11 protein-coding genes and 1 other RNA gene are annotated in these 13,623 nt (G+C 47.0%); 3 read left to right on the forward strand and 9 right to left on the reverse strand.

Going from position 1 to position 13,623, the window contains the following annotated elements; translation table 11 throughout:
• Nucleotides 1–13 precede the first annotated feature (13 nt).
• The 3 genes from C1I60_RS23040 (at nucleotide 14) to C1I60_RS23050 (ending at nucleotide 5,231) form a co-directional block, all read left to right on the forward strand.
• Complete coding sequence (locus tag C1I60_RS23040; RefSeq protein WP_137063803.1) at nucleotides 14–1,777, forward strand: ABC transporter ATP-binding protein; 1,764 nt, start codon at nucleotides 14–16, stop codon at nucleotides 1,775–1,777.
• Nucleotides 1,770–3,620 carry an ABC transporter ATP-binding protein gene (locus C1I60_RS23045; protein ID WP_137063804.1) on the forward strand — a complete coding sequence of 617 codons (1,851 nt, stop codon included), beginning with the start codon at nucleotides 1,770–1,772 and terminating at the stop codon, nucleotides 3,618–3,620. The genes C1I60_RS23040 and C1I60_RS23045 overlap by 8 nt, the downstream gene beginning before the upstream one ends.
• A 390-nt stretch (nucleotides 3,621–4,010) precedes the next feature.
• Entirely contained in the window at nucleotides 4,011–5,231 is a 1,221-nt protein-coding gene (locus C1I60_RS23050) for an aminotransferase-like domain-containing protein (protein ID WP_137063805.1), read from the forward strand.
• Between the two features lie 344 nt (nucleotides 5,232–5,575).
• Here the strand turns inward: C1I60_RS23050 and rnpB are convergent.
• The 9 genes from rnpB to C1I60_RS25995 all read right to left on the reverse strand — a co-directional run.
• Nucleotides 5,576–5,973: RNase P RNA component class A (gene rnpB, locus C1I60_RS23055), an RNA gene on the reverse strand.
• Between the two features lie 77 nt (nucleotides 5,974–6,050).
• Nucleotides 6,051–6,617, reverse strand: a complete 567-nt coding sequence (locus tag C1I60_RS23060) for a flavin reductase family protein (RefSeq protein WP_137063806.1) — start codon at nucleotides 6,615–6,617, stop codon at nucleotides 6,051–6,053.
• Nucleotides 6,618–6,681: 64 nt separating this feature from the next.
• Nucleotides 6,682–7,797, reverse strand: coding sequence for a Nif3-like dinuclear metal center hexameric protein (locus tag C1I60_RS23065; RefSeq protein ID WP_137063807.1), 1,116 nt, complete (start codon nucleotides 7,795–7,797; stop codon nucleotides 6,682–6,684).
• On the reverse strand, nucleotides 7,773–8,534 hold the full coding sequence (locus tag C1I60_RS23070; RefSeq protein WP_137063808.1) for a tRNA (adenine(22)-N(1))-methyltransferase: 762 nt from the start codon (nucleotides 8,532–8,534) through the stop codon (nucleotides 7,773–7,775). The genes C1I60_RS23065 and C1I60_RS23070 overlap by 25 nt, the downstream gene beginning before the upstream one ends.
• Nucleotides 8,531–9,370 (reverse strand): hypothetical protein, encoded by an 840-nt coding sequence (locus C1I60_RS23075; protein WP_137063892.1) that lies wholly within the window; start codon nucleotides 9,368–9,370, stop codon nucleotides 8,531–8,533. Before C1I60_RS23075 ends, C1I60_RS23070 begins: the two co-directional genes overlap by 4 nt.
• Before the next feature lie 86 nt (nucleotides 9,371–9,456).
• A complete protein-coding gene (gene rpoD, locus C1I60_RS23080; protein WP_014282481.1) occupies nucleotides 9,457–10,590 on the reverse strand; it encodes an RNA polymerase sigma factor RpoD in 1,134 nt (377 codons plus the stop codon).
• Between the two features lie 43 nt (nucleotides 10,591–10,633).
• Nucleotides 10,634–12,505 (reverse strand): DNA primase, encoded by a 1,872-nt coding sequence (gene dnaG / locus C1I60_RS23085; RefSeq protein ID WP_170970876.1) that lies wholly within the window; start codon nucleotides 12,503–12,505, stop codon nucleotides 10,634–10,636.
• The gene (locus tag C1I60_RS23090) at nucleotides 12,498–12,980 is read right to left on the reverse strand and encodes a YaiI/YqxD family protein (protein WP_137063810.1); all 483 of its coding nucleotides are present in this window, start codon (nucleotides 12,978–12,980) and stop codon (nucleotides 12,498–12,500) included. Before C1I60_RS23090 ends, dnaG begins: the two co-directional genes overlap by 8 nt.
• 114 nt (nucleotides 12,981–13,094) lie before the next feature.
• Nucleotides 13,095–13,623 (reverse strand): DALR anticodon-binding domain-containing protein (locus C1I60_RS25995; protein WP_252361835.1); only part of this gene is annotated, 529 nt, incomplete at its 5' end.

Consider the following 13,623-nt stretch of genomic DNA (forward strand, 5'->3'; position numbering starts at 1 on the left):
GGAGAGCAACAGAATGCTGAAGATATTCAAATATCTCAAGAAAAATGAATGGATGCTCGTGCTTTGCAGCCTGGCTTTCATTGTTGTGCAGGTATGGCTTGATCTGAAGCTGCCTGATTATATGGCGGAAATTACGACCAAGCTGCAAACGGAAGGGACACCTATGTCGGAACTGCTGATTCCCGGCAGTTACATGCTGTTATGTGCCGTTGGCAGTATGATTGCATCTATTATTGTCGGCTATTTCGCGGCGAAGGTGGCGGCAGGGCTGGCCATGCGTCTGCGTGCGATGGTCTTTGATAAGACCTTATCCTTTTCGATGGAAGAGATGAACAACTTTTCGACGGCAAGCCTCATCACCCGCACCACAAACGATGTTACCCAGATTCAAACGATCGTTGCGTTAGGACTCCAGGTGATCATCAAGGCACCAATTTTGGCCGTGTGGGCTATTGTGAAGATTGCGGATAAAAACTGGCAGTGGACCGCCTCTACAGGAGCGGCCGTGGCTGTTCTGATCCTGATGCTAAGTGTTATTGTTATTTTCGCTCTCCCCAGTTTCCAGCGAATCCAGCGTCTCACTGATAATCTGAACAGGGTAACACGTGAGCATTTGACCGGACTTCGAGTGGTGCGCGCTTATAATGCAGATCAGTATCAGGAGCAGAAGTTCGAGCAGGCCAACGTCGAATTGACGAATACAAACCTGTTTGCGAACAGGTTAATGGCGATGATTGGCCCGGGTATGACCTTTATTATGTCGGGTCTGAGTGTCGCTATCTATTGGATTGGCGCTTACCTGATTAACGGGACGGCCGTGCCCGACCGCATTGCACTGTTCTCCAATATGGTCGTGTTCTCGTCTTATGCGATGCAGGTGGTCATGGCCTTTATGATGGTTAGTATGATTTTCTTCTTGCTGCCTCGTGCTTCGATTTCTGCCAAACGGATCATGGAGGTATTGAACACCAAATCCAGCATCATGAACGGGCATGAGACGGCTGGAGAAGAGGGCGTTATGGGTCAGGTTGAATTCCGTAATGTCAGCTTCAAATATCCAGACGCGGATGAGCCTGTGCTTCGCAACATTAGCTTTACGGCGAAACGGGGTGAGACGGTTGCCTTTATTGGCGCAACAGGCAGCGGCAAAACCAGCGTGATCAATCTGATTCCCCGTTTCTACGATGTGACCGAGGGAGAGGTGCTCGTGGATGGTGTGAATGTCAGAAACTATAAGCAGCAGGCACTCCATAACAAAATCGGGTATGTCCCTCAGAGAGCCGTGCTTTTCAGCGGTACGGTGGCATCCAACATTTCGTATGGAGATAACGGAAGATCAGGAGCTTCGGAAAAACTCGTCAAAGCAGCCGTAGGGATTGCCCAAGGCACGGAATTTGTCGAAAAAATGGACGGTCAGTATCAGGGACGGATTTCACAAGGTGGAGCGAACGTATCAGGCGGTCAAAAGCAGCGTCTGTCCATTGCTCGTGCCATCTACCGCCAGCCGGAGATTTATATCTTCGATGATTCCTTTTCAGCACTGGACTACAAAACAGACCGGATTCTGCGCTCGGCTCTCAAAAAAGAAACTGACCATGCTACTACACTCATTGTTGCTCAGCGCATAGGCACCATTAAAGACGCTGACCGAATTATCGTACTGGAACAGGGTGAGGTTGTAGGAAGCGGCACACATGATGAGCTGATGGCGAACTGCAGCACCTATCAGGAGATCGCTTATTCGCAGCTTTCGAAGGAGGAACTCGTACATGGATAAGAATGAACACACCGTCGACAGCCAGCATATGAAAACGAAACAGCGAGGTCCCATGGTTGGAGGTCCTGCGGGGGGCATGGGTGCTGGTGGAAAAGCGAATGATTTTAAAAAGACCATCAGCCAGCTTTTATCCTACATCAAGGCCTATGTGCCCATCATTATACTCTCTATGGTGCTGGCCCTGGTCGGTTCCGCCTTCAACGTCATTGGTCCGAGTAAGCTCAGCGATATTGCCAACCTGATTCAGGAAGGAATCGTAACAGGGGTTGATGTGAGTGCTGTCAAGATAATTGTTCTTGTTTTGGTACTTTTGTATGGTCTTGGTCTTATCTTTAACTATTTCCAAGGTTTCATTACGGCGACCGTGTCACAGCGTCTTACAAAGAAGATGCGGACAGAGCTGTCCCGAAAAATCAATCATATGCCTTTAAAATATTTTGATGCTACGAGCTATGGTAATGTGCTCAGCCGTGTGACCAACGATGTCGATACCATCGGACAAACGTTAAACAACAGTCTCGGCACGCTTGTCAGCGCGCTGGCAACCTTCGTAGGCGCCTTGATTATGATGCTGTATACAAACTGGATCATGACCTTTACCGGGATTGTAGCTACGCTGATCGGTTTTTCCCTGATGACCGTGATTATGAAGCATTCACAGAAATATTTTGTAGCACAGCAAGCGGAACTTGGCCAGATCAACGGTCATATCGAAGAAACCTATGCCGGTCATAACGTAGTCAAGGTATATAACGGAGAAAAAGCAGCCACGGAAGAGTTCCATGGCATTAACAGCCGCTTATATACAAATGCATGGAAGTCCCAGTTCATGTCAGGCCTGATGATGCCGGTTATGATGTTCATCGGGAATTTCGGGTATGTCGCAGTCTGTGTCGTGGGCGCTTTGCTGGTGAACCAACATGCTATAACGATCGGAACTATTGTGGCCTTCATGGTGTATATTCGTCTGTTTACACAGCCCTTGTCACAGCTGGCACAGGCCGCAACCAATCTGCAATCGGCGGCTGCCGCCAGTGAACGTGTATTCGAATTTCTGGGTGAAGAAGAATTGGCGGATGAGAGCGACAAGACCAAGAAGCTGGACAACGCCAAAGGGGATGTCGAATTCAAACATGTCCGTTTCGGTTATAACCAAGACCGTATGATTATCAAAGACTTCTCCATGAAAGCTGAAGCCGGTCAGAAAATTGCCATTGTGGGTCCGACAGGCGCCGGTAAGACGACGCTCGTGAATTTACTCATGCGGTTCTATGAGCTGAACGACGGAGAAATCTATATTGACGGAACCCCGATCAGCCAATTAACACGTGAGAATATTCATGAATTATTCTGTATGGTGCTGCAGGATACCTGGCTGTTTGAAGGAACGATCCGTGAGAATATCGCCTTTTCCAAAGAGCATGTTACCGATGAACAGGTGGAAGCCGCATGTAGAGCGGTGGGGCTACACAGCTTCCTTAAAACACTGCCGCAGGGCTATGATACGGTGCTGGACGACAAAGCCACTCTCTCTGCCGGTCAAAAGCAATTGATCACCATTGCAAGAGCCATGATTGAAGATGCACCCATGCTCATTCTAGATGAGGCCACAAGCTCGGTCGATACGCGTACGGAATTGCTGATTCAACAAGCGATGGACCGGCTTACCGTAGGGAAAACCTCCTTTGTGATTGCCCACCGCCTCTCGACGATCAAGAACGCCGATCTGATTCTAGTCATGAAGGACGGTGACATTATCGAAACAGGTAACCATGAGGAATTGCTGGCTAAAGGCAGCTTCTATGCCGATCTATACAACAGTCAGTTTGAACATGCATCCTAATAAAAACCAGTCCCTAGTTGAAAAACAGGGTAGTAGCCACAAATAGCATATCAGGGTAAAAGAGAAAAGTGTCTGGAGAATCGCTATGAAGGCGATCCAGACACTTTTTTGGGTATGCTCAAAAGCTGTCCGATGGCTGGTGGTTCAGCTTGTTTATTGAGTTTTTGTGGGGATCTTGTTTTGCTGATTTTTATGCACATCTGGATAACCGGATCATTGCCGATGTAACCTTCCTTCCTCTAAGACTCAAATTTTTTCTTGGGGTCAGGTTTTTTTCGGCTTTCGATTAGACCAATCAACTGTTATATTCAGACGTTTACTGTTATACTTCATTATTGTTATAATACAATAAATTTCATAGTACAGTATAGAACACAGGAGATGATTGGATTGGAATACAAATTTTCGGGTATGGCTCGTACTCAGGGCTCGTCCATCGTTAGGGACATTTTGAAGCTGACACAGGGAACAGAAGTGTTATCCCTGGCAGGCGGTCTTCCGGCCGATGTCTTTTTTCCCGTCGAAGCTGTTGCTAAAGCCTATGAGCGGGTATTCCGTCTCAATGGTACTACCGCGCTTCAATACGGTCTAACCGATGGATATATTCCTTTACGGGAACGTCTTACATCCATGATGGCATCCCAAGGCATCTCCGTCACCAGAGATAACATCATCATGACGACGGGCTCACAGCAGACTATTGATCTGGTTTCGCGTGTACTGCTCGATCCGCAGGATACTGTATTGGTGGAGTCCCCTACTTATTTGGCAGCTCTTCAGGTGTTTAAGTCCTATGGTGCCAACATTGTAAGTGTAAATACAGACTCCAACGGTATGCAATTAGATGATCTAGAAGCGAAGCTCAAGGAATATCAGCCTAAATTCGTGTATGTCATCCCAACTTTCTCCAATCCAGCGGGGAGTGTATGGAGCATGGAACGCAGAGTAGGCGTTGTTGAGCTATGCCGTAAATACGGAACTTTAATTTTTGAGGATGATCCTTACGGACGTCTCAAATTTGACGAAAAACTTAACTTCCCTACCCTTTTATCCATTGACCAGCAGCAAGGTGAAGATAGTCATGTCATGTACACCTCAACGTTCTCCAAGACCGTTGCTCCTGGTGTTCGTTCTGGATGGCTGGTTGCTGATCAAGCGATTGTCAATAAAGTCTCGAAGGCTAAACAATCTGCTGATCTGCACTCCAGCAGTATCGATCAATGCGCTTTAAATGAGCTCTTGGACTTTTTTGATTTGGATGGACATATTCGTACCGTATCCAGCGAATATCACTCTCGTATGCTACGCCTCACAACGCTGATGAAAGAACGTCAATGGGAAGGTATTACTTGGAATGATGCACTTGGCGGAATGTTTATGTGGGTCACTTTACCCGAAGGCTTCCGTTCCGATCGTTTGCTGGAACTGGCCATTCAGGAAGGCGTCGCATTTGTGCCAGGACAAGTATTTTATGCTGATCTGAGCGGCAGCAACCATATACGGATCAACTTTACGCATACCGATCCTTCACTGCTTCCTGAAGCGGTTAACCGTTTGGATCGCGCATTGAAGATGTATACAGAGGAAAGATTGGAAAAAAGCGTGCGCTGATAAGGTTGGCAGGGCACGCACGCGAGAACGCTTCGCGAATCATCAGGTCTTACGAATCGCTGCGCTTCTTCGGATTCAAATGCTACGCTACGCTGACTACGTGCTCATCCCCAAACATTTTTACGATAGAGGGAATGAGTAGATAAAAAAAACAGAATGAAATAGACCTAAACTTACACGTACGTTGCGTAAATTACGGTATACAAAAAAAGGTTCAAGCCTAATTCCAAAGGAAAATGGCTTGAACCTTTTTTGTAATTCATTAAATACATTTGGATTCCAAGTTTTCATGCAAACAGGTTATTTACAAAATAAAATTCACTACATTTTAAATGTGTTGCAGTGGGGAAAGTTTTCCGTAAGCCGGGTTCTGTGCTATCGTGGTACAGACGGGAACTACCCTCCCACTACAAGCGACAATCATCTATCTAGGCCGAATATTGCTATCCGGCTCCAGCGACCAACCTAGACACGCCTCGGGCTAAGGCCGCTTCGCGAAGAAGCTGTGTCCCATTAGGTCTTGCTCCAGATGGGGTTTACCAGGAACGAAGTCACCAGCGTTCCTCGGGGTCTCTTACACCTCGGTTCCATCCTTGCCTGTGCCGCAAGCGGCCATCGGCGGTCCATTTCTGTGGCACTATCCTTCAACTCGCGCTGACTGGACGTTATCCAGCATCCTGCCCTATGGAGCCCGGACTTTCCTCTCGCGGTTCACACCGCCAGCGATTGTCTGTTAAACTTTCCGAACAACATTACATAGTATACAGGGAACGCACGCTCGACACAACCCTAAAAATATTGTAAATTAGCAAGCTTCCTTTATTTGTTCAAATAAAACGGGTGTACCTTCTTTTGTAACGTATCATCTGCCACAAAATAAGTAGAGCGACCCACGTATAAAGGAATATGAAGCTTACTAAATTCAGGTATGCCTTCATCCAGAAAGAATTCATCGTCCCGGTAAGTTTGCTGTATCTCACCGACAATCCAATCATGATCTCCATAGGTATGAATATCTACCACTTTACACTCATAAGCAAGATAAGCATCCAGCAATACAGGGACATCCACAGAAATTCCGTCCTCATATGCAATCTCGAAATGCTGAAACTTATCTATATCCCTGCCGCTAAAGGAACCTACAGCCTGAATCCATTCCGATCTGTGGGCGGGCAAAAATTGAACACCGAAGCCTCCACTTTTTTCAATCAGACCATACGAATACGTTTCCTTCCGCAACGAAATGCCATACATGCCCGGTGATGATCCGATATATGTATGCCAGCCAGAGGCCATTACATTCTGCACACCGTTATGACGGGAAGTAACAACTGCAACCATTCCCGGATAGGCATGGATCGCAGGATCAGCAATTAAAGTTCGCATACAACCTCTCCTCTATGAACTAAAAATAATGACACATGTTCATCTTCTCATAGAAGTAAAGTTTTTACAAAAATTGAAAAGGCTCGGTATTCACCTGAGATACATGTACTTCCGTAGAGTATCGGCCTTCTTCCAACCGTTTGCGCATCCATTCTGCGGTTTTAGGCTTCATTATCTTCTCTGCGTTATGACCAGGGTCAATGAGGGCAATGCCAGCCATAAGGGCATCCTGAGCCGTGTGATAGTCGATATCACCCGTAACTAAGACGTCAGCCCCTTTAAAAATTGACTTGTTTACATAGCGACTGCCAGAGCCCCCGAGCACGGCTGCTTTTTTGATTGTACGTTCCAAGTCGCCCACTACGCGTACATGCTCGACGTTGAAGCCTTCTTTTACATCATTGACAAACTCACGTAACGTGCGGGCTTCCTTGAGCTTACCTACCCGTCCCAGGCCAAATGTGCGGCCCTGCAAATCCATATGGTACAGGTCATAGGCTACCTCTTCATAAGGATGAGCTTTGAGCATCGCCTGAACGACTTTGTTGCGTACTCCCTGTGGCACAACCGTCTCTATGCGTACTTCTTCGCTGCGTTCCATTTTACCCGGCTCACCCAAAAACGGCTGTGTGCCTTCACCCGGCACGAAAGTTCCGTAGCCATCAATGTTAAAGCTGCAATGGCTGTAATTGCCGATATGTCCGGCCCCCGCACCCAGTACAGCATCCAACACCCGTTGATGATGTGTTTTCGGTACGAAAACGACAAGCTTGAACAATTGCTCCGTGTGGACATCTTCCAGCGTACCTTCACTTTGAATGCCCAAAGCTTCCGCCATCCAGTCGTTCATTCCGTCCTCCGCCGTATCCAGATTTGTGTGACTGACGTAGACAGCAATATCGTTCTTAATGAGCTTTTCATACAGTCTGCCTGCAGGCTGATCCGTATTCAATGCTTTGAGTGGACGGAATATGATAGCATGATGAGCGATAATGAGGTCTGCCTTTATGCGGATCGCCTCTTCAACAACCTCATCATTGACATCAAGAGCTACCAGTATGTTTTTGATCTCTTTTTGCAGACTGCCCAGTTGAAGCCCGATTCTGTCGTCCGGAACGGCCAAATATTTTGGAGCCAACTGCTCCATATAGCTAATTACCGTTTGTCCTTTGGCAAACATGTAAGTACCTCCTCTAGCTGTTCAATTTGCTTGCGTAATTGTTGCTGCTTTTGCTGCGCCGATTCCTGCTCTGACCGCGCCAACTGTGCAAGCACATTTTGGAGCTTATGAATTTCCAGCTTCCATTTACGGAAAAAGACTTCATTGGGCTCTCTGACCAGCAACGGTCCAAGCTGTTCCAGCCAATTCTGCGTCAATACTAGCGAGCTACCGGAAAGGGCTAACGGTCGGTACAGTTCGCCCTGCTTCACAGGACTATCCGACACGGGTACAGCCGTCAAAACTTCGTATATCTTTCCGTCTTCTTCCATAATATGCTCGCCTGTCAATACCCATTGATGCTCGATCAGCCATCGACGCAAAATATCCTCGCCTACGTTTGGTTGTAAAATAAGCCGCTTCACTGAAGCCAGCTTGTCTTTCCCCTGCTCCAAAATGGAAGCGATTAAGGCTCCACCCATGCCGGCTATCGTAATAATATCAACCTCATGGGCTATAATTACGGCCAAACCGTCGCCTTTTCTAACCGTTATGCGGTCAGCCAGGCCTGCTTCAGCGACTTGCTTTTGAGCCGCTTGCAACGGCCCATCATTGACTTCGCCCGCCACAGCTTGCGTTACCCGACCACTGCGCACCGCAGCCACAGGCAAAAGCCCATGGTCAGAGCCAATATCCGCTAATCTGCTCCCGACAGGAATTTGTTCCATAATATACTGTAATCGTTGAGAAAGCTTCATGACGTCACCCACGTAATCCATTTTTTTCGAGTCCAAAATAAAATCCATACAACAATAGCCAACTTTAATAAGGCGTACAATACACCCTCTCCCGGCGCTTGAAGGCGCAGCACGATCATGTCTGCTTCAGGCATGAAAACCAATGTCATTCCGATAGCAAAATAAACCGAAGCCAGACGTGAAAAGCGGCGATGTACCCACCAGCTTAACCCTACAAGTAATGCTACATGTAAAATCCAAAATCCCTCAAGCATCACGTAAGAAGCTGTAGGCCAGTATCGCCCTATAAGCACTGCGTATACCAAAAGCAGTGCGATAAAGCCACAATAGTGAAGCAACCCGATACGCAAGGTTAAGCCCACAAGGCACCATACCAGCCCACACAAACCGACAAGAACAAGAAACCAAAATTTAGGATCACCTTGGTGAAGCTGAATAATCCACACACCTGAACCCAGCATAATCACACTGCCCAAGGTACTCAGCATGGTGCTCATGCTCTTTTCTGAAGAATGCCAAACGGCGGCCACTCCATAGCAGATCCCGGTTATTGCACATGCCGAGAATATTTGCATTGCCAACGGAAAAGCGGTAAAATAAAAACCGATCAAACAAATGCAGGAAATAATGACAAAACCAAGAAGCCAGGCGATTCCATGCCCGTTTCTAAGATATGTAAGTAGCCCGGTGCTGCTGTGGCTATGGCTCTGGGACGGATTTTCGTCCTCCCGGTAGAGATTAGACAAAAAATCGCAATATTGCTCAGGGAGCAGCCGACTTCGCCGCCAATGCTCAATTTCATGTAACAGTATTGCCCGTTTTTTCTCCTGGTCCAAGCTTTTCCCCTCCACCAAGGCTGCCATGGGATAAAAAAGACCTCCTGCGCGCTTCAAGCCGCAGAAGGTCCGCAATGTTACACTTTCTATTCGAGGAAATCCTTCAGTCGCTTACTGCGGCTTGGATGGCGCAGCTTGCGCAGCGCTTTAGCCTCAATCTGACGAATACGTTCGCGTGTAACACCGAACACTTTACCCACTTCCTCAAGGGTTCTGGTTCTGCCGTCGTCCAAACCAAAACGGAGACGCAAGACGTTCTCTTCCCGTTCGGTCAACGTATCCAGTACATCCTCAAGCTGTTCCTTCAGAAGTTCATAGGCAGCCGCATCCGCAGGCGCCAGCGCTTCCTGATCCTCAATGAAATCCCCCAAATGTGAATCATCTTCTTCACCAATTGGCGTTTCCAATGAAACCGGTTCTTGGGCAATTTTCATAATTTCTCGTACTTTCTCCACGCTCAGCTCCATCTCCGCAGCCACTTCTTCTGGCGTAGGTTCCCGTCCCAGCTCTTGCAACAGTTGACGAGATACCCGAATCAACTTGTTGATCGTCTCTACCATGTGCACAGGAATACGGATTGTTCTTGCCTGATCGGCTATAGCGCGCGTAATGGCCTGACGAATCCACCAGGTTGCATACGTACTGAATTTAAATCCTTTTTCGTAATCAAATTTTTCTACTGCCTTAATCAGACCCATGTTACCTTCCTGAATCAGATCCAGGAAAAGCATTCCACGGCCAACATAACGCTTGGCAATACTTACAACCAGACGCAAATTCGCTTCTGCGAGTCGACGTTTGGCTTCTTCATCACCGTTGTTGATCCGTTTTGCCAGCTCTACCTCATCATCAGCGGAAAGGAGTGGTACACGGCCGATTTCCTTCAGGTACATCCGGACCGGATCATTGATTTTAATACCGGGAGGCAGGCTCAGATCGTCATCGTAGTTAAAGTCATCCCCGTCATTGTTCTCCGGGTCGTCGTTTTGACGCAATCTGGTAACTTCTTCGTCGTTGTCATTTACTACCTCAATCCCCAAGTCACCCAGTTGCTCATAAAACTCATCCATTTGCTCGGGGTCTTGATCAAACGACGATAGTTTTTCCATGATATCTTTGTAGTTCAGAGAGGAACTTTTTTTACCCAACTCAATCAATTGATCTTTAACCTGATCCAGTGTCAGTTCCGTCTCCAGTTCAGTATGCTGATCATTCGCCATCTTTCGACTCCCTCCTCCCTAGAAACATCCGACCTCTGTGTGTTCATTGTCTCTCTAGGGCTATAATCTCAATTACAATTTGTGCTGCGCGCAAAGCATCACCAGAACGCTCCGCGGCTCTCATTTCTTCTCTCTTCAAATCCAATTGCTTCTGCAATGGAAATTTGCACACCTGCTGAATACAATCGTCCAATACGTGTGGCGATACATCTGGAGCATCCATCATCATAATCGAGCTTACAGTTTTTTCCAGACGGTCGTCTTGAAGAGAAGAAATAAATCGGCTTGTATCCGGTAATTTACCTTGTGCATAATAGGCGTATAGATAAGCAGCAATTGCTGCATGATCCTCAATATTAAAGGCATCCCCCAGATGCTTCTCCACATATTGTGCAGTTTCTGCATCCTGCATCATCCAGTGGAGTAATCTGCGTTCCGCCACATGATAAGCTGGCATGACATTTGGTTTTGCAATCTGCCCGTTTTTATGCCTACCATTATTCCACCGATTTTCGTTATTATCCCCAAAGTCCTGTTTTTTTTGCAGGGACTGTCGGAGTAAATTGCATTCTTGCTTTAAGGTTTCAAAATCCACCTTGACTTCAGCTGACACTTCGCGCAAATACACTTCCCGCTCGGTCGGGGATGACAGAGGTGCAATGACATTTAATGCTTCGCGGGAGTACGCGATTCTTCCTTCTTCCTCTTGCAGTATATGGTTTTTTTTCAGATATATAAGCTTAAATTTCACCGTTGAAACGGCACTTTCGATAATTTGGCGCTGAAACCTTTCCCCGCCGTATTGCCGGATAAAATCATCCGGGTCCATACCGTCGCTGACCAGCGCTACCTTAACGTGAAGTCCCGCATTTTCCAGCAACGGAAAATTTTTGAGCGCAGCAGCTTGTCCTGCCCGGTCACCATCATAGCAAATAATGACCTCGTCGCACAGTCCTTTTAGCATCGTGGCATGATGCTCCGTCAAAGCTGTGCCCATAGCGGCCACCCCGTTCTGCACACCTGCTTCCCAAGCCGAGATAACATCGCCGTATCCTTCAAAAAGAACACTTTGGCGAAGCTTGCGAATCGAATTTTTGGCATGATGCAGATTATACAAGGTCCGGCTCTTATTGAACAGCTTGGTTTCCGGTGAATTCAAATACTTGGGCTGTCCTTCACCCAGTATACGGCCCGCAAAGGCAATTACTTTGCCATTTCGGTTCCAAATAGGAAACATAATGCGATCCCTGAACCGATCCACATACCCATCACCCTCATGTCGGGGAGAGATAAGCCCGCCCTTTTCCATCTCAAGAGGATCGAAAGAACGCTTCTCCAGAAACTGGACGATCGTATCCCATCGGTTGGGGGCATAGCCAATCTGAAATTGATCAATGATCTTGTCAGTAAATCCTCGTGACCGCAAATACTCCATAGCCGGTTTGCCATGCTCCGTATTTTTAAGGAGAAAATGGTACATCTTAGAAGTTAGCTCGTACGCTTGCAACAACCTGTCCAACTCAGGATGCTGGTGCGTTGACTCACGTCCCTGCCATTCGCCGAGAGGGATATGACTTTCTTCCGCCATTGTTCTGACAGCTTCGGGAAAGGATAGTCCTTCGATTTCCATCATAAATTTGATGGCATTGCCTCCCGCGCCGCAGCCGTAGCAGTAAAAAATCTGACGATCCGGTGTCACGGTGAATGAAGGGGTTTTTTCGGAATGAAAAGGACAGAGGCCTTTCATATATTTCCCCTGCTTGGTCAAATGCACGTACTTGCTTACCGTATCTACGATATCATGATGCTGTAAAACCGACTCAATGATATCGTCCGGTATGTTGCCTTGTCCAGCACTCATGTTAACCACCTTCATCTCTTTAGCACGTAAATATAATTCGATACCGTTATTCATTCTCCTGCAAGAAGAGTAAAAGTTTTGTCAGTTTATGTTGAAAAACTTCACGATCCTCTGCTGTAAAGGGTTTAGGACCTTTTCCGTAACGCCCTTTTTTCCTTTCCTTGGCAGAAGTATGACGGCGGTCGAGCATAAAATCAATCGAATCGTTTCGATACATTGCTCCGCGAAAGGACATTACCTCACAGCCTTTAGCCAAAGCAAGTGCGGCAAGACCGTAATCGTTAGTGGTTACAATGTCTCCCTGACGGATATGATTAGCAATATAGAGATCAGCGCTTTGGTCGCTACGGTCCACTTTTACGATGGTCACGCCTCCACTGCCCTGGATAAGATGATCATACGAAGATACCATAATAACCTGAACTTGAAAACGGGAAGCTGTATCCGCAATTTCGCTTTTGACAGGACAAGCGTCTCCGTCGACAACGATCCGCACATCCGATAAACCTCCGGATATTCCCACAAGCATCCCTCATCTCCATCCGAATTCGAGTAAAATACGGAACGGCTGCAAGATCGCTCCTACACCGTTCCGTATATTTATACCCATTTTTTCAAGTTGTTCATACTATTACAGCTGCGATTAGCCCACGAGCTTGGAAAAATCGGCAAAACGCTTCAGTTCTGTATCAATGGCGGCCAGTAATGCCAGACGGTTATTACGAAGCGCATCATCCTCAGCCATAACCATTACGGAATCAAAGAACGCTGTTATCGCAGGAGTAATGGACGAAGCAATTGCTAAAGCTCGCGTGGCATCACCTTCCTGCAATGCTGTATGATAAGATTCATAAACGCCGTACCATGCTTCATAGAGCGCTTTTTCACCCTGTTCCGTAAATTCACCCGTATTAACTGATGCATGAACAGCTTTTGCAGCCAAATTGCCTACACGGTTAAACGACTCTACCGTTGCTTTAAAGGCATCTCCCGTTTGTACTGCATTCATCAGAGCAGCTCCACGATTAACGACAGAAGCAACATCATCAAATCCGGCAGCAAGCACAGCTTCTACGACGTCATAGCGAAGCGTCTCAGACAACAATTTTTTCACCCGCAAACCGAAGAATTCATGTAACTCTTTACGAATTTCATCGGCAGAACGTTTCATA

Source organism: Paenibacillus terrae, assembly GCF_005217525.1.
Lineage (GTDB): Bacteria > Bacillota > Bacilli > Paenibacillales > Paenibacillaceae > Paenibacillus > Paenibacillus terrae_C.